Annotated in this window: 18 protein-coding genes; 10 read left to right on the top strand and 8 right to left on the bottom strand. The window is 67.5% G+C overall.

Features of this window, described 5'->3' with window-relative positions:
- The first annotated feature begins 257 nt into the window (after positions 1-257).
- The 4 genes from SriyCCGPB3_RS04665 to SriyCCGPB3_RS04680 all read left to right on the top strand — a co-directional run bounded on the left by SriyCCGPB3_RS04665 (position 258) and on the right by SriyCCGPB3_RS04680 (position 4,896).
- Positions 258-512: a hypothetical protein gene (locus SriyCCGPB3_RS04665; RefSeq protein WP_153856496.1), complete on the top strand. Its 255-nt coding sequence runs from the start codon at positions 258-260 to the stop codon at positions 510-512.
- A gap of 211 nt (positions 513-723) precedes the next feature.
- A complete protein-coding gene (locus SriyCCGPB3_RS04670; RefSeq protein WP_153856590.1) occupies positions 724-1,110 on the top strand; it encodes a DUF2946 family protein in 387 nt (128 codons plus the stop codon).
- Positions 1,111-1,240: 130 nt separating this feature from the next.
- Positions 1,241-3,379, top strand: a complete 2,139-nt coding sequence (locus SriyCCGPB3_RS04675; protein ID WP_153856495.1) for a TonB-dependent receptor — start codon at positions 1,241-1,243, stop codon at positions 3,377-3,379.
- Between the two features lie 11 nt (positions 3,380-3,390).
- Complete coding sequence (locus SriyCCGPB3_RS04680) at positions 3,391-4,896, top strand: PepSY domain-containing protein (RefSeq protein WP_350259919.1); 1,506 nt, start codon at positions 3,391-3,393, stop codon at positions 4,894-4,896.
- Positions 4,897-4,905: 9 nt separating this feature from the next.
- On the opposite strand, the gene SriyCCGPB3_RS04685 is transcribed toward SriyCCGPB3_RS04680, so the two are convergent.
- Together SriyCCGPB3_RS04685 and SriyCCGPB3_RS04690 are read right to left on the bottom strand one after the other, a co-directional pair.
- Entirely contained in the window at positions 4,906-6,039 is a 1,134-nt protein-coding gene (locus tag SriyCCGPB3_RS04685) for an MFS transporter (RefSeq protein WP_153856493.1), read from the bottom strand.
- Positions 6,040-6,050: 11 nt separating this feature from the next.
- A complete protein-coding gene (locus SriyCCGPB3_RS04690; RefSeq protein ID WP_153856492.1) occupies positions 6,051-6,827 on the bottom strand; it encodes a DeoR/GlpR family DNA-binding transcription regulator in 777 nt (258 codons plus the stop codon).
- 159 nt (positions 6,828-6,986) lie between these two features.
- On the opposite strand from SriyCCGPB3_RS04690, the gene smqnr reads away from it, so the two are divergent.
- Positions 6,987-7,634: a SmQnr family pentapeptide repeat protein gene (smqnr, locus tag SriyCCGPB3_RS04695; protein ID WP_121504026.1), complete on the top strand. Its 648-nt coding sequence runs from the start codon at positions 6,987-6,989 to the stop codon at positions 7,632-7,634.
- Positions 7,635-7,637: 3 nt separating this feature from the next.
- Here smqnr and SriyCCGPB3_RS04700 read toward each other — a convergent pair whose 3' ends face one another.
- Entirely contained in the window at positions 7,638-8,312 is a 675-nt protein-coding gene (locus SriyCCGPB3_RS04700) for a class I SAM-dependent methyltransferase (RefSeq protein ID WP_110711356.1), read from the bottom strand.
- A gap of 87 nt (positions 8,313-8,399) precedes the next feature.
- Positions 8,400-9,098, bottom strand: a complete 699-nt coding sequence (locus SriyCCGPB3_RS04705; protein ID WP_153856491.1) for a glutathione S-transferase family protein — start codon at positions 9,096-9,098, stop codon at positions 8,400-8,402.
- A 100-nt stretch (positions 9,099-9,198) separates the two neighbouring features.
- Here SriyCCGPB3_RS04705 and SriyCCGPB3_RS04710 point away from each other — a divergent pair, with 100 nt between their 5' ends.
- Positions 9,199-10,158 (top strand): LysR substrate-binding domain-containing protein, encoded by a 960-nt coding sequence (locus tag SriyCCGPB3_RS04710; RefSeq protein ID WP_329893387.1) that lies wholly within the window; start codon positions 9,199-9,201, stop codon positions 10,156-10,158.
- Here the strand turns inward: SriyCCGPB3_RS04710 and SriyCCGPB3_RS04715 are convergent.
- Complete coding sequence (locus SriyCCGPB3_RS04715; protein ID WP_110711361.1) at positions 10,097-11,476, bottom strand: PLP-dependent aminotransferase family protein; 1,380 nt, start codon at positions 11,474-11,476, stop codon at positions 10,097-10,099. The two genes, SriyCCGPB3_RS04710 and SriyCCGPB3_RS04715, sit on opposite strands and share 62 nt — an antisense overlap.
- Positions 11,477-11,606: 130 nt before the next feature.
- On the opposite strand from SriyCCGPB3_RS04715, the gene SriyCCGPB3_RS04720 reads away from it, so the two are divergent.
- The 3 genes from SriyCCGPB3_RS04720 to SriyCCGPB3_RS04730 all read left to right on the top strand — a co-directional run bounded on the left by SriyCCGPB3_RS04720 (position 11,607) and on the right by SriyCCGPB3_RS04730 (position 14,427).
- Complete coding sequence (locus SriyCCGPB3_RS04720) at positions 11,607-12,470, top strand: DMT family transporter (protein WP_101765038.1); 864 nt, start codon at positions 11,607-11,609, stop codon at positions 12,468-12,470.
- Between the two features lie 158 nt (positions 12,471-12,628).
- Entirely contained in the window at positions 12,629-13,510 is an 882-nt protein-coding gene (locus tag SriyCCGPB3_RS04725; RefSeq protein WP_350259920.1) for an SDR family NAD(P)-dependent oxidoreductase, read from the top strand.
- Between the two features lie 38 nt (positions 13,511-13,548).
- Positions 13,549-14,427, top strand: a complete 879-nt coding sequence (locus tag SriyCCGPB3_RS04730) for a LysR family transcriptional regulator (protein ID WP_153856488.1) — start codon at positions 13,549-13,551, stop codon at positions 14,425-14,427.
- Positions 14,428-14,440: 13 nt separating this feature from the next.
- Here the strand turns inward: SriyCCGPB3_RS04730 and SriyCCGPB3_RS04735 are convergent, their stop codons facing one another.
- Positions 14,441-15,340, bottom strand: coding sequence for a LysR substrate-binding domain-containing protein (locus SriyCCGPB3_RS04735; RefSeq protein WP_153856487.1), 900 nt, complete (start codon positions 15,338-15,340; stop codon positions 14,441-14,443).
- 107 nt (positions 15,341-15,447) lie between these two features.
- Here SriyCCGPB3_RS04735 and SriyCCGPB3_RS04740 point away from each other — a divergent pair, with 107 nt between their 5' ends.
- The gene (locus SriyCCGPB3_RS04740; RefSeq protein ID WP_153856486.1) at positions 15,448-16,965 is read left to right on the top strand and encodes an MFS transporter; all 1,518 of its coding nucleotides are present in this window, start codon (positions 15,448-15,450) and stop codon (positions 16,963-16,965) included.
- A 97-nt stretch (positions 16,966-17,062) separates the two neighbouring features.
- On the opposite strand, the gene SriyCCGPB3_RS04745 is transcribed toward SriyCCGPB3_RS04740, so the two are convergent.
- A complete protein-coding gene (locus tag SriyCCGPB3_RS04745; RefSeq protein WP_153856485.1) occupies positions 17,063-18,448 on the bottom strand; it encodes a sensor histidine kinase in 1,386 nt (461 codons plus the stop codon).
- Positions 18,426-19,109, bottom strand: a complete 684-nt coding sequence (locus tag SriyCCGPB3_RS04750; protein WP_153856484.1) for a response regulator transcription factor — start codon at positions 19,107-19,109, stop codon at positions 18,426-18,428. Before SriyCCGPB3_RS04750 ends, SriyCCGPB3_RS04745 begins: the two co-directional genes overlap by 23 nt.
- Positions 19,110-19,134: the final 25 nt, after the last annotated feature.

Below are 19,134 nucleotides of genomic sequence, written 5' to 3' on the forward strand. Positions count from 1 at the left end.
CCCCGATAAAATACAGCTGGCATGACGGACACCATCGACGAAGCGCAGGAACTGGAAGCGCGCCATCTGCAACGCGCATTGGCCCGGCACGCAACGCGGGCCAGCAGCGTTGCGCCTCTCATACCCATTGGGGAATGCCACAACCCGGACTGCAGCGAAGACTTCGACAACCATCCGGCCAGGCTGTTCTGTGGGCCTGCCTGTGCCGAGCGTTTCGAAGCCATCCATCAACACCGCAACGCATAGGAACAGGGGACATGTCTCTGAACAGCAACGACGCTGGCTTCACCGAACGCATCGCCGGATTGTCGGCCGAGCTTGCCGTGCTGGTGGGCCTGGTGGAGAACCACATCCATCTGCAGTTGGCCGACCTGGCCGATTCGGGTGACGTGGATGCGCAGGAGCGATTCGCGGTGGCCGATCCGGAGCGCTGGTTGGAGAACGCCCGCAACAGCCTGCAGGCGGGCGTCATGTTCCTGGAGCGTGCGGTGCAGCAGCCCGTGCGGTTCTAGCACTACGACGCGGGGACGGAAGGGGCCGTACGGTCGCCTTCCGTCCCCCCTCGGGAGCAGGGCAACCGCGTGCATCAGACGCTGCGTCATAACGTCGCACCACCTTTCCGGAAACCCTGAACGGGGTCCAAGGTTGGTCAGGGCCCCGTAGAATGGCGGCGTGCGCCGTTCTTTCCTCCACCGCCGGTTCCAGGCCCTGGCATGGCTCGCCATGCTGCTGGTGCTGCTCGCCCCGCTGGTGAGCCGCTGGCTGGCGCATGGGCACGTGGCTGCTGCAGTGCCCGTGGCGGCGATGGACCATGCCACCCACACCCAGCACGCGATGGAAGGCCATCACGACCACCACGCGATGGCGATGCCGCATGGCGAGGCCGCAAAGACGCCGCCCGCTGATCCACATGCCGATCATGAAATGGGCGTGGACTGCGACTACTGCCTGATCGCTGCACGGCTGATCACGCTGTTGGTGGCGGCAGTACTGCTGTTGGTACCGACGGCACCGGTGTGCCGCGCGCTGCGCGGTGCGGTGCGGGCGCTGCCGCATCGGATCAGCGGCACATTGGGAGCGCGTGGGCCGCCGGCCTTCATGGCTGCCTGAGCCGCACGCGCGTTGCATTGAACGTTTTTCCATGAGGTTGCCGGCCACGGCCGGCGCCCGCACGCGCGTGTTTGTCCCTTTCTGATTGCTGCCCTGCCATTGCGGGGTGGCCTTGCATGCCGTGAAAAAAATGAAAACGAACCCCAGCTCCGCGCGCCTGCGCAGGGCGGCGCTGCCTGTCCTGTGCGCGTTGCTCCTGCACACCGCCCCCGTACTTGCCGCCGATGCGGCCCCACCGACCACGCTGGATACCGTGCGGGTAATCGATACCCGCAGTGGTGAGCTGTCGTCCACCGCCAACGCCGGTTCCGCGCTGGGCCTGAGCGTGCTGCAGACACCGGCCAGCCTGACCGTCATTTCGCGCGAACAACTGGAGCAGCGCGGCGACAGCAACCTCAACGATGCGATCAGCCGGGCGGGTGCGATCAGTGCGATGCCGCATCCGGGCAATGGGCTGAGTGCGCTGTCCAGCCGCGGCTTCACCGACGGCGCTTCGGTGATGCGGCTGTACGACGGGCTGCGCCAGTACGGCGGCGTGGGCATCACGTTCCCGTTCGATACCTGGTCGATCGAGCGCATCGAAGTGTTGCGCGGACCGGCGTCGGTGATCCATGGCGACGGTGCGATCGGCGGCGTGATCAACATCGTGCCGAAGAAGCCCACGCGCGGTGCGATCGAGAACGAGATCAGCGTGACCGTGGGCAGCGAGGACACCGCGCGCCTGGGCTTCGGCAGCGGCGGCGCGCTGACGCCCGAGCTGGCCTACCGGCTGGATATGAGCGGCAACTACAGCGGTGGCTGGGTCGATCGCGGGCGTAACAGTGACGCGACGTTCTCCGGCGCGCTGCTGTGGCAGCCGCGCGCGGACCTGCAGCTGACCCTCACCCATGCGCAGGGCTACCAGCAACCGATGCGTTACTTCGGCACGCCGCTGGTCGAGGGCCGCCAGCTGGAGGCGCTGCGCCAACGGAACTACAACGTGGAAGACAGCCAGATCCGCTATCGCGACCGCTGGACCCAGCTCGATGCGCTGTGGACGCCGAACGCAAACGTCGAATGGCGCACGCGTCTCTACCAGATCGACAGCCAGCGCGATTGGCGCAATGCAGAGGCCTATGTCTACAACCCCGCCACCGGCCTGATCGATCGCTCCGGCAACACCGAGATCACCCACAACCAGGACCAGACCGGACTGACCTCGACGCTGCGCGTGCAGGGGACCGCAGGTGGCCTGCAGAACAGCTTCGCGGTGGGCCTGGATGCCAACCGCGCGCACTTCAAGCACACCAACAACACCTATGCCGGCAGCTCGGGTCCGGTGGATCCGTTCGACCCGGTGCCGGGCCAGTTCGCCAGCGAAGCGCCGAACCTGCCGCGCTACCGTAATCGCGCCGAGCAGTACGCGCTGTTCGTGGAAGACCGCTTGGCGCTGAGCGAGCGCTGGTCGGTGCTGGGTGGGCTGCGCCACGACCGCGCGCGCATCGACCGTACCGATCTGATCAGCGGCCAGAACGCGTTCTCGAAGACCTACCGCAGCACCGGCTGGCGTGCAGGCACGGTGTTCGCGTTGCAGCCGACGCTGAGCCTGTATGCACAGTACTCGCAGGCAGCAGACCCGGTCAGTGGCCTGCTGATGATCAGCCCGGCCAACGGCGCCTTCGACCTGGCCAAGGGCCGGCAGATCGAGGTGGGCCTGAAGCAGGCGTTCGATGGTGGCGAGTGGACGCTGGCGGCGTACCGCATCCGCAAGACCGGATTGCTCAGCCGCGATCCCGTGCAGCCGGACCGCCGCGTGCAGGTGGGCGCGCAGACCTCACGCGGTATCGAGGCGTCGTTGAACTGGAACGTCGCGCCGCACTGGACGCTGGATGCCAACGCCACGGTGCTGAAGGCCGAGTTCGAGGACTTCCTGGAGACCACCGGTTCGCCGCCGATGCTGGTGTCGCGCGATGGCAACGTGCCGCCGAACGTGGCCGAACGCCTGGCCAATGTGTGGTTGAGCTGGCAGTTCGCACCGGACTGGAGCGCGGCGGGTGGCGTGCGTTATGTCGGCAAGCGCTACGCCGACAACGGCAACACGTTGGAGCTGCCCGGCTACAGCACCACCGACCTCGCGCTGACCTGGCAGGCGGCACCGCGTACGCGACTGTCTGCACGCCTGTTCAACGTATTCGACAAGGCGTACTACGCCACCGCGTACTACACCAGCACGCAGTGGCTGCTGGGCGCGGACCGTCGCGTCGAGTTCACCGTCGACCATCGCTTCTGAGGACGCGCACCATGTCGCTGCGATCCACTGGCAAGCGTTGGACCTATCTGGTGCATCGCTGGCTGGGCATTGGTGGGTGCCTGCTGATGCTGCTGTGGTTCGTCAGCGGCATGGTGATGCTGTTCATCGGCTACCCGAAGCTGACGCCGGGTGAGCGTCTGGCGGCGTTGCCGGTGCTGGCTGATGCCCGCGATCTGCAAGGGCTGTCGGTACTGCCGGCGGCGGTGCAGGCCGAGCCGGAAAGTGTGGCCCTGACCACGCTGCGTGGCGAGCCTGCGTATGTTGTGCGCAATGGTCGCAACGTGGGTGCCTGGTCGGCGTATACCGGCCAGGCCCTGCTGCCGGTGTCGGCACAGCGTGCCGAAGCATCCGCCGCACAGTTCGCGGGCGGCCCAGCCTTCGTCGGCGCGACGCGCGTGGACGAGGACCGCTGGACGCATTCGCGTGCGCTGGACGCGCATCGGCCGCTGTACCGGGTGGAGGTGGGGGGCGCGAAGCCCGGTGACCTGTATGTGTCTTCGCACACTGGCGAAGTGGTGCTGGACGCGCCGCATGTACAGCAGCGCTGGAACTATGTGGGCGCCTGGCTGCATTGGCTGTACTTCCTGCGCATGCAGTCGGTGGACCCGGTGTGGACGTGGGTCGTGATCGTGTTGTCCGCGCTGTGCACGGTGGCGGCGGTCAGCGGCATCGTGGTCGGTGTGTGGCGCTGGCGTTTCCGTGGGCGCTACCGATCCGGTGCGAAGACACCGTACGTGGAACCGTGGATGCGCTGGCACCATCTGATTGGGCTGATGGCTGCGGCCTTCGTGTTCACCTGGATCTTCAGCGGGCTGATGTCGATGAATCCGTTGGGGGTCTTCAGCAGCACGCGTGAAGCGATTGACAGCGGACGCTATCGTGGCGGTACGGTGGCGGTGGATGGCGCACTGGGCGAGCCGGCGACACTTCTGGCCGCCGCCGATGCCGAGCGCTTCCTGCCGGTGGAAATCCAGTGGCGACGGATCGGTGGCGAGCTGTTCGCGGTGCTGCTGGATGGGAAAGGCGATACCCGCATCGTGTCCGGCAACGATGGGCATCTGCAGGTTGCGCGATTGCTGTCGGCCGCGTGGCTGCAGCAGAAGGTGCGGGCGCTGTCCGATGCGCCGATGCAGGGTTTCGTGGTGCAGCGTGCAGCGGACGCCTACTTCTATCCGCGTGCACCGGAAGCCATGAACGGGGCGGCAGTACGGCGCTTCCCGGTGGCGGTGGCGGATTTCGGCGATGCCGAGGCCACGCGCGTCTACCTCGACTTGGCCACCGGCGATCCGTTGCTGACAATGGGGCACCGTGAGCGCGTGGGGCGCTGGCTGTTCTACTTCCTGCACAGCTGGGACCTGCCGGCGATGCTGCGCCAGGAAGGTGCCCGGCTGGCTGTGTTGCTGCTGCTGAGCGCTGCTGGCACCGCGCTGTGTGCCACGGCGACGGTGATCGGCTATCGGCGATTGCAGATGAAGCTGAGACGCCGGCGGCGCTGAGGTCCTGGACTACACCCGCAGCCAACGCGTGGACACCGCCACCAGCAACAGGGCCGTGGCCACGCCGATGAACGCAGCGATCAGGCCGAAATGGTTGGCGGCGAAGCCGATCAAGGCCGGCCCGGCAAGGATGCCGGCAAAGCCCAGTGTGGACACCGCGGTGATCGCCAGCGCACCCGGCATGCGGGTCTGGTGGCCAGCCAGTGAGAACAGTGCCGGTGCGATGTTGGCGCAGCCGAGGCCGACCAGCACATAGCCCACCAACGACGCCTGCCACGGCGTGACCAGGGTCAGCACCAGCACGCCCGCGGCGGCGAGCAGCCCGCCGAACACGATTGCGCGCTGTCGTCCCACGCGCGCCACCAGTGCGTCGCCGAACAGGCGCGCCACGGTCATGGTCAGGGTGAAGGTCACATAGCCGATGCCGGCAAGGCTGGCATCGACGCGACGCACATCGCTGAGGAACACCGCACTCCAGTCCAGCATCGCACCTTCACCGAGGAAGGCGACGAAGGCGAGTACGCCGATGAACAGCACGATGCCGTGGGGCAGGGCCAGCATCGGTGTGCCGTGAGGCATGCGTTCGCTGTGCCAGTACGGCGCCGACAGCAGCATCACCAGCAGCATGGCGCCAACGCCGATCAGCACCGATGCCAGTGGCGGCAGCTGTGCGGACAACAGCACGGTCATGGTGGCCGCGCCGAGGAAGCCACCGATGCTGAAGAAGGCATGGAAGCCGGACATCATCACCCGCCGTGCTTCGCGCTCGACGATGACCGCCTGCACGTTCATCGTGCAGTCCATCGCGCCCACGGCCGCACCGAACGCGAACAGCACCAGGCCCAGCGTCCACGCCGAACCGGCCAGGGCCAGGCCGGGCACGCTCAGGCAGATCAGCAGGCTGCTGGCCACCATCACCCGCCGGCAGCCGAGGCGCGCGGCCAGTACGCCGGATAACGGCATCGCCAGCAGTGAACCGGCACCGAGGCAGAGCAGCACCAGCCCCAGCGTGGCGTCATTGATCCCGGTGCGCGCTTTGGCGAATGGCACCAGGGTGGCCCACAACGCAGTGGCGAAGCCGGGAATGAAGAACGCAGCGCGGGTCGCGTGCTGTTCGGCACGCGCGCGGTTGGCAAGGGACATGAGCGGTACGGTCAGGGCGGAGTGGGGTGCACCGAGATACCGGCGGCGCGGAAGCGAGCCGCCAGTGCGGGCGGTGCGGTGGTGGTCAGCACCAGGTCGTCGATCTCGTCCAAGCTGGCGATCTGCCAGTTGCCGCGCGCACCGAGTTTTTCGGTGGTCGCGGCGACGATGACGCGGCTGCTGCAGGCCACCATTGCGCGCTTCAGCGTGGCTTCTTCCGCATCCATCGCCCACACGCCGGTGTCGCCGTCCACTGCACATGGGCCGGGCAGGTATACGTCGGCGCGCAGGCGCTGCACCTGCGCCAACGCTTCAGCGCCGACCGCGCCGCCACCGCTGGCCAGGCGGCCGCCGATCAGCTGTACTGAAGTGCCTTCGAGCATGCTGGCTGCGGTGGCGATCTGCGGGGCATTGGTGATCACCGTCAGCCCGAGAGCGGCCGGCAGCTGCTGGGCGATCGCCAGGTTGGTTGATCCAGCATCAAGCAGCACCACCTGCCCGGGTTGCAGCAGCGCGCAGACGCGGGCGGCCAGTTCTGCCTTGTCGCCGCGGTCGCGGGTCAGGCGCTCGCGCAGCGGGCGCTCCTTGGGCGGCGGCAGCACGGCGCCGCCGTAGACACGCTGGCACAGGCCTTGCGCGGCCAGTTCGCGCAGGTCACGGCGGATCGAATCTTCGGAGACGGCATAGCGGCGCGCCAGTTCGGCGGCGACCACGCGACCCTGCTGGCGCAGTTCCTCGAGGATCTGCTGGGTCCGCTGGGCGGGGAGGGGGCTGGGATCGGAGCTCATGACGCAAGTCTGCACATTCGTGCATTAACGTGCAACAACGTGCATTTGGCGGGCGTGGCCACAGACCGGCTGGACTGCCGGTGAACCCGACCGCGCCAGCGTCTATGGATCGCCCTCGCGGCCCGGCATCATGGCGGGGCCCCTGGCATGGAATCCACGATGTCCCCCACCGTTCACCGCAAGCTGCGCATCGGCGCAGACCAGTACACCGGCCAGAAGGTGGTCGACCAGCAGTTCCACGAATGCGATTTCTCCGGCGCGGACCTGACCGCCACCGAGTTCATCAACTGCAGCTTCTACGACGCTGAAAACCGCGCCGGTTGCCGCTTCAACGGCGCCACATTGAAGGAAGCCAGCTTCCGTAGTTGCGACATCAGCATGTGCCACTTCAGTTTCATCAAGGCGCTGGGCCTGGAGATCAGCGAGTGCCGTGCGCAGGGCGCGGACTTCAGCAACGCCAGCTTCATGAATCAGATCACCACGCGCAGCTGGTTCTGCAGTGCCTTCATCAAGAAGTCGAACCTGCGCTACGCGAACTTCTCGCGGGTCACGCTGGAGAAGTGCGAGCTGTGGGAGAACCGCTGGGATGGCGCGAATGTGAGCGGTGCCAGTTTCGCCGGCTCGGATCTGTCCGGTGGCCAGTTCGAGGGGATCGACTGGAACAGCGCCAACTTCACCGACTGCAACCTGACCAACTCCGAGCTGGGCGAGCTGGACCTGCGCAGCACCAACCTGCGTGGCGCCACGCTGGACGTGCAGCAGGTGGCGCTGTTGATGCAGCGCATCGGCATCACGGTGGTGCCGTAGGCATCAACCGGCGTACGCCACCCAGCCCTTGAAGCTGAAGCCGGCATAGAACAGCTCCACACCATCGAAGCCGGCCTCCTGCAGCAGTGCGACCTCCTGCTCGGGTGCCAGCAGCGGCAACCTCTCGGCAATGGCGTTGATCGCGCGCTGCGCATCGGCGTGGGCAACCCCCGAGGCTTCGGCGAACGCCGCGTAGCGCTGCAACCAGCGCAGCTTGCCGGCCGGGTCCTGTGGCACGCTGTGGTGCGCCACCACCAGCGGCGCGCCGGGTTGCAGGCGCCGGTGCAGTCCGCGCAGCGTGTGCAGGCGCTGCCCGGCATCGAGGAAGTGCAGGGTCAGCAGGCAGCTGGCGCCGTCGAAGCGCGCATCGGGTGCATCGTCGATATAGCCTTCCAGCAACTGCACGCGCGACATCAGCGGACCCAGTGTCTGCTCGGCCAGGGCCAGCATCGGCGCAGCCGGGTCCACGCCCAGCAACTGCCAGCCCGGCTGCGCCTCGGCGAAGGCCTTCAGCTCCAGCCCACCACCGGCACCCAGCACCAGCACGCGGCCCTGCGCGGGAACACGTTCGGCCAGCAGCAGCCGGCTCATCTGCTGCAGGGCGAGGAAACCCGGCACCTGGCGCAGCGGCGCTTCGGCATAGCGGGCCACGGCCTGCGGATCGGAGAACGTGGACATGCGCGGATTCCTGCGGCGGGCGACATACCACTGTAGCGCGGCGCGCAAGAGGCATTGCGCGCCGCTGCCTCACGGGCAGGACAGGGCTCAGTCCGCTGCGGCCTCAAGCACGTCTTCCAGCCGCACTTCGCCGAGGAATCCACCGCTGCTGGTTGCCGGCTGCTGCGCTTCGATGGCGTGGGCGAACTGCACGCCGGCGTCGTCCTGCAGGCGCTCGAACAACTGCTGCACCCTTGGGAACCCGCGACGATCGACCACCTGGTGATAGTCGTTCCAGCGCGCGATGCCTGCGAAGTAGGCATCGGCAAAGCTGCGCTGTTCGCCCAGCAGCCACGGGCCCGTGCCGATCATCTGCTCCAGCGCCTGATGGGCGTGGCGCACCTTGGTCGTGCCATAGGCACGCAGCGCCTCGCCTTCATCGCCTTCCGCATGCTCCAGTGCGTGCCAGAGCGGCGCGTAGGCACCGAAGAAACTGGTGTTGAGATAGGCCAGCCGATGGTTGAGGCGATCGAAGCCGGAGGTGCCCTGTGTGAAGCCCAGCCCCTGTGCGATGCCCTTCGCGGCCAGGTGGTTGAGGATGGCCAGGCTTTCGCTGAGCAGCTCGCCCTGCGCGGTTCGCAGCGTCGGGGTTTCGCCCAGTGGATTGAGGCGGCGGTAGTCTTCGCCCTGCACCTGGCCGGGCATGTCGATGCGGCACAGGTGATACGGCTGGCGCAGCCACTCCAGCGCAACGATGGAGCCGAACGAGCAGCCCGAGGGCACGCCGTAGAAGAGGGTCGGGGGCATGGCAGGTTTCCGGTTCGAGCCGCGACGCGGCGGGTGAGGAAAGCGTGCCAGCATGGACATTGCGGCTGAAGCCGTCCAAATGGCATCCTGAAGTCCACAAATGTGGACGTTGCGCATGCTCAACCTCAACGATCTGGCCCTGTTCGTGACTGCGGTGGAGCAGGGCGGTTTCGCCGCAGGCGGGCGCCATCTGGGCCTGCCGCGCTCGACCCTGAGCAAGCGCGTGGCGCTGCTGGAAGAACAGCTCCAGGTGCGGCTGCTGCAACGCAGTTCGCGCCGCTTCGCATTGACCGAGGTCGGTCAGGAGTTCTTTGAGCGCGCACGCGCAGCGTTGTCCGAGGTCGAGGCCGCCGAGGCCATCGTCCGCGACCGCCAGGCCGAACCCAGCGGCACCGTACGCATCAGCGCTTCGATTCCGGTGGTACAGGGCGAGCTCGCCGCGTGCCTGCCTGCACTGGCCCGCCGCTATCCACGGCTGCGCATCGAAGTTGAAGTAAGTGATCGCTTCATCGATCTGGCTCAGGAGGGCATCGACATCGCCCTGCGCAGCCACTTCGGTCCGCTGCCGGATTCCGGGTTGGTGCAGCGCTCGCTGGGTAGCGAGCGCATCGTGCTGGTGGCGTCCCCTGGCTATCTGGCAGCCGCGCCGGCAGTGGATACGCCCGAGCAGCTACGTGCGCATGCCGGCCTGCTGACCGCGCGCCATGCAACGCGCTGGACGCTGCACGGCCCCGACGCCCGCACCGTGCAGGTGGAGCCGCAGGTGGCGCTGGTCGGCAATGAATCGCAGCTGCTGATCGCGGCGGCCGAAGCGGGTCTTGGCATCACCGTGTTGCCACACAGCCTGTGTGCCGCAGCCCTTGCCGCCGGCCGCCTGCAGCAGGTGCTGCCGGCGTGGCATGCCGGCGAAGTGACCACCAGCGTGCTGCTGCCGCATCGTCGCGGCCAGTTGCCTGGCGTGCGCGTGGTGGTGGATGCGCTGGTCGCGCATTACCAGCTCAACGCAGCGCGCGCGCCAGTACCTGCCAGATCCTCGGGTCCTGGCACTGCGAAACGTTGAAACGTACATAGTCGGCCGCGCGCTGCGATTGGCTGAACGCGTTGCCCGGCGCCAGCACGATGCCCTCGCGCAGGCATTGCCGCGCCAGTGCAGCGGCATCGCGGCCATCGGGTAGCTGGCACCACAGGAACAGCCCGGCTTCCGGCTGCAGCCACGGCGTGATGCCCAGCGTCTGCAGCTTGCGCAGCGTGTGCCGGCGCGCATCGGCCAGGCGCGAACGTACCGACTGCATGTGGCGGCGGTAGCCACTGTCGGTCAGCGCGATGTGCATCAACTGCATCGCCAGATGGCCGCCGCCGAAACTGGTGGCCAGCTTCAGATCGGTCAGCGCCTCGATCCACTCAGGGCGAGCGGCCACGTAGCCACAGCGCGAAGCCGCCGACAGCGTCTTGGAGAAACTGCCGACGTGGATCACCCGCGACAGCCCATCGAGCGCGGCCAGCCGCGGCGCTGGCTGCAGTTCGAAGTCGGCGAAGATGTCGTCCTCGACGATGATCAGTTCGCTGCGTTCGGCCAGGCCCAGCAGGCGGTGTGCGGTGCTCGCGGAAAGCACCGCGCCGGTCGGGTTGTGCAGGCCGGAGTTGGTGATGTACAGCCGTGGCGAATGCGCTTGCAGGGCCTGGGCGAAGGCGTCCAGGTCGGGACCGGTGTGTGTGTACGGCACGCCCACTGCCTGCACCTGGTGTGCCTTCAGCAACGCGTGGTAGTTGAAGTAACTGGGGTCGTCCACCAGCACGCAGTCGCCGGGTTTGAGCAGGAAGCGGCAGATCAGGTCGACCGCGTGCGTCCCGGATTCGGTCAGCAGGATCTGCTCCATCGGCGCATCGATGCCCAGCGCGGCAGCGCGTCGCTGCAGCAGCTGGCGTAGCGGCGGCAGGCCCAGCGGGCCGGCATAGTCGACCAGATGCGCGGCGTCGACGCGTGCCAGCCGACGCAGGCCCCGGCGCATGCCGTCCTGGTACAGCCAGTCGCTGGGCATCCAGCCGCAGCCCGGCTTGAGATGGCCGGCCGGTGTTTCCAGCGATTGCCGCGACACCCACAGCGGGTCCACGGCGCGATCCAGCCGGGGTTCCATTTCAGCCAGCGCGAGCGGTGCGACCGGCCCGCTGACGTAGAAGCCCGAGCCCGCGCGCGCGCTGATCACACCCTCGGCGGCCAGGCGCTCGTAGGCCTCGACCACGGTGGAGACCGATACCCCCATTGCCGCCGCCTGCGCCCGTACCGAAGGCAGGCGCGAGCCGGGGCCATCGACCCGCGCGTTGATGCGGGTGCGTACCGCCTGGATGACGGATTCGATGCGGGTCAGGGGGCGTGGCATGGCGGACTGTATTGGAAGTGTGGGCAGTACAGTTACTTGGGACTGTACTGGATTGTAGCTGGGGTGACGGGGGCACAGGTGCTCTCATGGAAATCCCGCCGGGACCGCCCGGCATTGCAGGAGTACAGGCGTGGAACGGTCGGCGAGTGGTTGGATCAATGGCTTCATCGGTGTGGTGATTTTCGCGGGCTCGTTGCCGGCCACCCGCCTGGCGGTGCTTGAACTGGATGCCGGGTTCGTCACCGCCGCACGCGCCACCATCGCCGCTGTGCTCGGCCTGGGGCTGCTGTTGCTGCTGCGCCAGCCGTGGCCGCGCCGCAGTGACCTGCCAGGCCTGGTGGTGGTCAGCCTCGGCGTGGTGGTCGGCTTTCCACTGCTGACCGCGCTCGCCCTGCGCCACGCCTCATCCGCACACACCATCGTGTTTGTCGGCCTGCTGCCACTGAGCACCGCGATATTCGGCGTGCTGCGCGGCGGCGAGCGGCCGCGTCCTGCCTTCTGGCTGTTCTCGTTGCTGGGCAGTGCCTGCGTGGTCGGCTATGCGGTGCGCAACGGCATCGAGGCCTCGCTGCAGGCCGACCTGCTGATGCTGGCGGCGATCGTGGCGTGCGGGCTGGGCTATGCCGAGGGCGGTCGGCTCGCCCGTCATCTTGGCGGTTGGCAGGTGATCAGCTGGGCGCTGCTGCTGGCGTTGCCGGTGATGCTGCCGCTGACAGTGCTGATGCGCCCGGCCTCGTTCGCCGCCGTCGGTGCGTCGGCGTGGTGGGCACTGGGCTACGTGGCAGTGTTCAGCATGCTGGTCGGCTTCCTGTTCTGGTACCGCGGCCTGGCGCAGGGCGGCATCGCCGCCGTCGGCCAGCTGCAGCTGCTGCAACCGTTCTTTGGCCTGGCCCTGGCTGCGCTGCTGCTGCACGAATCGGTCAGCCTCAGCATGGTGCTGGTGACCGTGGTCGCGGTGATCTGCGTCGCCGGCGCACGCCGCTTCAGCCGCTGAACGAAAAAGGGGACGGAGGGGATTAAGTCGTAACTGGCCACACTGTGCCTGAAACGACTTAATCCCCTCCGTCCCCTTTTCGGCGATAGCGTGGGCGTATCGTGGTGGGCGGCGAACGGTATTGGCCGCCGTCGCGGCGCGTGGCGGAAGCTGTGCGCATGAAGCCGATCTCGCGTATTTCCTTCGAAGGCCAGGTGGGCCTGGTGACCGGTGCTGCCGGTGGTCTGGGCCTGGCCTACAGCCGCTTGCTGGCCGAGCGTGGTGCGCACGTGATGATGCATGACATCGGTGCTGGCACCGACGGCCGTGGTGCCGATCCGCTGCGCATTGTGCGCAGCGTCGAGGCGCTGCAGATGCAGGGCCTGTCAGTGCAGGCCGCGAGCAGCCCGATTGACCATCGTGCAGGTTGCCATGCGCTGGTACAGGAGCTGCTGCACCAACATGGCCGCATCGACTTCCTGATCCATAACGCCGGCTGGGTCGGGTACCAGGCACTGGAAGCGATCGAGGACGACGCGCTGGAGCAGATGCTGTGCCTGGCCGCGAAGACGCCCTTGTGGTTGGCACAGGCGGCGTGGCCGGCGATGCGCGCGGCGGGCGGAGGGCGCATCGTCATCACCACGTCCGATCGCGCGCTGTATCCGCAGTACGCACAGCGCGGGCTGTCTGCGTACGCGATGGCCAAACTGGCCGCGCTCGGTCTGGTCAATGTGCTGGCACTGGAAGGTGCCGAGCATGGCATCGTGGTCAATGCGGTTTCGCCGGTGGCGAAGACGCGGATGTGGGGCATCGAGGGTGAGCCGGATGAACTTCATCCGGATGCGGTCGCACAGGGCGTGGCCTTCCTGGCGTCCACGCGCTGCCAGCACGGCGGCTGGGTGCTGCGCGCAAGCAACGGCCAGTTCCACGCGCTGCGCCTGCAGGAGGCCGAGCATGTGGCGTACCCAAGGGATCTGCGCGCGGTCAGTGCCGACAGCATCGAGTCGGTGGCCCTGCAATGGCCGGCCATCGCCCGCGCCAGCGTGGACGTGCGCGGCTGAGGGCGTACCCTAGGCAGGTTTCCACTGCCTGCTTCGAGATGATCGACCTGCGCCTGCTTCGCCAGTATGTGGCCGTGGCCGAAGAACTGCATTTCCACCGCGCCGCAGCCCGCCTGCACATGTCGCAGCCACCGCTGACGGCGGCAATCCGACGGCTGGAAGATGAACTGGGCAGTGAACTGATCGTGCGCGGCAACCGCACCCTGGGCCTGACCGTGGCCGGGCAGACCTTGCTGGTGGAGGCGCGGGCAACGCTGCAGCAGGCCGAGCAGGCATTGCAGCGCACGCGCGAAGCCGCCGCCGGACAGTCCGGCAGCCTGCGCGTAGGCTATGTGGGCAGTGCCCTGTATGGTCGCCTGCCGGGCTTGATCCGCCGCTTCCGCCAGATCTACCCGCACGTTCAGCTGCATCTGCAGGAAGCCACATCACGCCAGCAGCAGCTGTGGTTGCGTGAGCAGCGCATCGACGTCGGCGTGCTGATCCCACCGATTCCCGCCGCTGAGCTGGTGCTGCACGACTTCGATTACGACCGCCTGGCGATTGCGCTGCCGCGTGCGCATGCGCTGGCCGATGCGGCGGAGGTCAGTGTGGCGATGCTGGTTGACGAGTCGTTCGTGTCGTGGCCGGCGGGTGAGGGCATCGGCTTCCACGCGCAGGTGCTGGGCCTGTGCACTGCGGCAGGATTCACCCCGCGCGTCGTGCAGGAAGCGCGGGGCATGCATGCGGTGCTGTCGCTGGTGGCGGTGGATGCTGGCGTGGCGATCGTGCCAGCCAGCATGGCCAGCTTCCGTTCGCAGGAAATCGCTTATCGCCTGCTGGCCGATGAAGCAACGCGCTTCGCGCTGCAGTTCTGCACGCGCCCGGAAGCTCCGGCGCCGGTGCTGCGCAATTTCCTGGACGTTGCCAGCGCAAGCTGATCCCGTGTATCCGCTACGCCTTGCTGCCCTGGAACAGATGCGCAACGGCGTAGTCGATGAACACCCGCAGGCGCGCGCTGGGGTGGCGCCCGCCGGGCCATAGCAGCGAGAACTGCCCCTGGTGCGTGGGCAGCGCGGGCAGTACCCGTTGCAGGCGGCCATCGGCCAGCGCATCGGCCGCGAGGAAGTCCGGCATCCAAGCCAGGCCCATGCAACCGATCGCAGCGGCCAGTACGGCTTCCATGTTGTTGCAGGTCATCGCCGTGGGAAGGCGCGCGCCGACATCGCCTTCGATACCCGGCAGCTGCCACGGGTGCAGCTTTCCGGTGGTGGGGTAACGGAAGCGCAGTGCGGTATGCAGGCGCAGCTCGCCCACATCGGCAGGCGTGCCATGCGCCTGCAGATAGCCCGGCGCTGCACAGAGCATGAAGCGAAACCCGCCCAGCCGCCGTGCGGTGAGGCTGGAATCGGCCAGTTCACCGCTGCGTATCACCGCGTCGAGGCCTTCGCTGACTACATCAACGATGCGGTCGTTGAAGTCCAGTTCCAGCTGCACCTGCGGGTAGCGCTGCTGGAACCCGGGCAGTACCGGCAAGAGGAAGCGGTAGCCGATGGTGGGCAGGCCGATACGCAGCAGTCCACTGGGTGCGTGCTGGCGCTGTGCCAGGTCCGCCTGTGCTTCGGAAAGCTCGTCCAGCGCACGCCGGCAGCGCTGCAGCAGCAGTTCGCCTTCGTCGGTGAGGTGCACGCGGCGGGTGGTGCGCTGGAACAGGCGGGTGCCGAGCTCCTGTTCAAGGCGGGCGATGCGCTTGCCTACCGCCGACGCGGAGAGGCCGAGCACGCGGGCGGCACCGACGATGCTGCCCGCCTCCGCGGTGCGGACAAAGGCGAGCAGGGCAGAGATGGAGTCCATGAGGGGCATGATTGCGGAACATCTGGCCGTAATCAACATCCATCAAGCCTGTTTTTCAGGAATAGCGTCCTGTCCATCATCAATGCCCCTGATGGATGGAGGCCCGCATGGCCCCGGTTTCGATGCTCCCCGTACTTTCCCGCACACATCAGCGCTGGACGCTGCTCGCGGTCTGCCTGGCCGCGCTGGCGTTGCCGTTGTCCTTCTCGGCCGGTGCGGTGGCGGTGCCGGCGCTGGCCCGTTCCGCGGCGTCGTCGCCGACCGCGCTGGCGTGGGTGACCAACGCGTTCATGCTCACCTTCGGCAGCCTGCTGCTTGCTGCCGGTGGCCTGGCCGACCGCTATGGCCGACGGCGGCTGTTCCTGCTGGGCACGGCAGGCTTCACCGTCGCCACGATCGTCGTCTGCCTCGCGCCCACGCTGCTGTGGCTGGATCTGGCGCGCGGGCTGCAGGGCGTTGCCGCTGCAGCGGCGTTGGCATCCGGCACCGCCGCGCTGGCGCATGCCTGGCAGGGGCCGGTGCGTGCCCGTGTGTTCGCCCTGCTGGGCACCACGTTCGGTGCAGGGTTGGCACTGGGGCCGCTGCTCGCGGGCCTGCTGCTGCAGGCTCTGGGATGGCGCAGTGTGTTCGCCGCGGGCGGTGTACTGACGCTGGCGGCGTTCGCCGTGGGCGCGCGCGCGTTGTCCGAAAGCCATGGCGAACGCGGGCGGCTGGATGTTGGCGGCATGCTGGGCTTCAGCCTGATGCTGGCGGCGTTGACCCTGGCCCTGTTGTGGCTGGGTGAATTCGGCCTGCATGCCATGCGCGTGCAACTGACGCTGCTGGCGACGCTGTTGCTGGGCGGGGTATTCATCTGCATCGAACGGCTGCACCGCTCACCGTTGCTGGACCTCTCGCTGTTCTCGCAACCGGCGTTCCTCGGTGTCCAGCTGCTGCCGGTCGCAACCTGCTTCGGCTACGTGGTGCTGCTGGTGGTACTGCCGCTGCAGTTGCTGGGCGTGCACGCACAGAGCACGACATTGGTCGGGCTGCAGATGCTGGCCTTGTCTGCGCCGATGCTGGTGCTGCCGATGCTGGCCGCGCGCTGGGCGGAGCGCGTTGGAAGTGCGCGGCTGTGCACGTTGGGCCTGCTGGTCTGTGCCTCTGGCCTGTACCTGTTGTCGCGCCATGCATCGCATCCGTCGCCCTCGCAGTGGGTGCCGTTGCTGATGCTGGTCGGTGCAGGAACGGCCTTGCCGTGGGGCCTGATGGATGGGCTGTCGGTCAGCGTGGTGCCGGTACAGCGTGCGGGCATGGCCGCCGGCATCTTCGGAACCGTGCGGGTGGCCGGTGAAGGCATCGCATTGGCCGCAGTCACTGCCTTGCTTGCGCTGCTGATCGGCCACCAGCTGCAGGGAGCATCGCCCGCATCGCTGGCGCGCGCCGGTGCCTATCTGGCCACGGGGGCGCAGGCACAGGCGCAGGCACTGCTTCCGGCGATGAGCGGCGCACAACTGCAGCAGGCCAGTGCCGAGGCGCTGGCGATACTGCTGCGTGTCCTGGCGCTGCTGACCGCCGCATGCGCTGTGCTGTTGCACCTGCTGCTGCGGCGGCCCAGGCTGGCTGTGATCAGAACCGAGGGCTGAAGGCGTCGGCCACCCCGCGCGGGCAGCAGGGGGTGTGTCGGTTGCCAGCTGGTTTTCCTTTCCTGCGGGTGCTGCGCATTGGCTCGAAGGCCGTTGCTCAGGGCAGGCCGTCCGTCGCGCCGCGGATGCTCATCCAGGCGCCGCCGCCGGGGGCGCTGCCGGCGCGGACACGGAAGCCGTGCAGGCCGGCAATGGCGGCTACGATCGACAGGCCCAGGCCGAATCCCGGTCCCTGGCCGGCGCTGCTGCTGCCGCGGAAGAAGCGCTGGTAGATCAGCGAGCGGTCCTGCGGTGGGATGCCCGGCCCGTTGTCGATCACATCGATCCTGGGAACGCCTTGATCGTCCACTGCGCGCAGCAGGATGTGGCCCTGCGCTGGCGTGAACTGCAGGGCATTGGACAGCAGGTTGGCCAGCGCTTCGAACAGCAGCTCGCGGTCGCCACGCAGCGGGCCCACCTTCGGATCCACCTGCAGCTCCAGCAACTGCTGCTTTTCTTCGGCCAGGGGCAGGTAGAACTGGTGAAGTTCCTGCAGCAGCTCGGAGACGTCCACCGCGTCGAAGGCCGAACGCCGCTGGTGGCTCTCCAGTTCCGACACCCGCAGCAGCGCGGCGAAGCGCGCCATCAGCATGTCAGTCTCGGCCAGCGCCTTGTCCAGTGGATCGGCGTGCGGGTCCCGTTCGTCCAGGCCCACGCGCATGCGGTACAGGTGGGCACGCAGGCGGGTCAGCGGGGTGCGCAGATCGTGGGCGATACTGTCGCACACGCCTTTGACCTCGGTCATCAACTGTTCGATGCGTTCCAGCATGGCATTGACGATGCTCGACAGCCGATCGATCTCGTCGCGGCGGCTGGAGACCGGCAGGCGCTGGCCGAGGTCGCCGGCAACAATTCGATTGGTGGCCGCTTCGATCTGCTGGATACGTTTCAACGGGCGCCGACGCAGCAGATGCCAGCCCACCAGGCCGGGAATGACGGTCAGCGACACGCCCCACAGCAGTGCATCGAGGATGATGCTGTTGACCGCCATGAGCTTGCCATTCTGGCGTACGAATACCAGCGTGCGGCCATCGCGGGTCACCACGCCGAGCGCACTGCCACCGTTGTCGTGCGGCCCATCGGCCAGCGTCCAACCCTCGACCGGATGCGAGCTGCCATCCAGCGGCAGTCCCTCGGGGATCGCTGTCAGCGGGCCCGCCATCGGCATGCCGGCCTTGTCGAACAACCCATAGGTATAGACCTGGTGCAGATCGAAGCGCTGGCTGTCGCGCAACGCTTCATCCAGTGCCGGGCCGTCGAAGCTCATGAACAGGTGCGCGCGCTGCTGCAGGCCCGATTCGGTCAGGTCACTCAGGTAATCCGAGATGCGCCAGTACATCACGCCCAGCAGCAGGCTCGACCACGCCACGAACAGGATGCAGTACAGGCCCAGCAGTCTGCTGCTGGAGGAGCGCCAGTGGTCAGGATTGCGCGTCGAAGACATAGCCGGTTCCACGGACGGTCATGATCGGCTGGGGCCGGCCGGGTTGTTCGATGCGTTTGCGCACGCGACCGATATGCACGTCGATCAGGTTGGTGCCCGGATCGAAGTGGTAGCCCCAGACTTCCTGGAACAGCATGCTGCGGGTGACCACCTGGCCGGCATTGCGGACCAGGAATTCGAGCAGCTTGAACTCTGTGGGCAGCAGTGCAATCTCGTGGCCACCGCGTCGCGCCGAACGGGTCATCAGGTCCAGTTCCAGGTCGCCGGCACGCAGTACGTTGTCGATGGCCGGGGCCTGGCCCTGGCGCCGGATCAGCACTTCCACGCGTGCGGCCATCTCGTCCGAAGCGAAGGGCTTGGTCAGGTAGTCATCGCCGCCGGCGCGCAGGCCGCGCACGCGCTCATCCACGTCAGACAGTGCGCTGATCATCAGCACCGGCGTGGTGATGCCTTCACGGCGCAACGTGGTGACCAGGGCCAGCCCGTCGATGCCGGGCAGCATGCGGTCCAGGGTGATCACCGCGTAGTCGCCTGCACGTGCCAGCGCCAGGCCGTTGCTGCCGTCGCTGGCCAGGTCCACGTCGAAGCCGTGGCTGCGCAGTTCGGTGGCGATCTCCTCGGCGGTGACAAGATCGTCCTCGATGGTGAGTACGCGCGGCATGGGCCAGTGTGCAGAGTGGGACAGG

The organism is Stenotrophomonas riyadhensis (genome assembly GCF_040256885.1).
Classification (GTDB): Bacteria; Pseudomonadota; Gammaproteobacteria; order Xanthomonadales; family Xanthomonadaceae; genus Stenotrophomonas; species Stenotrophomonas riyadhensis.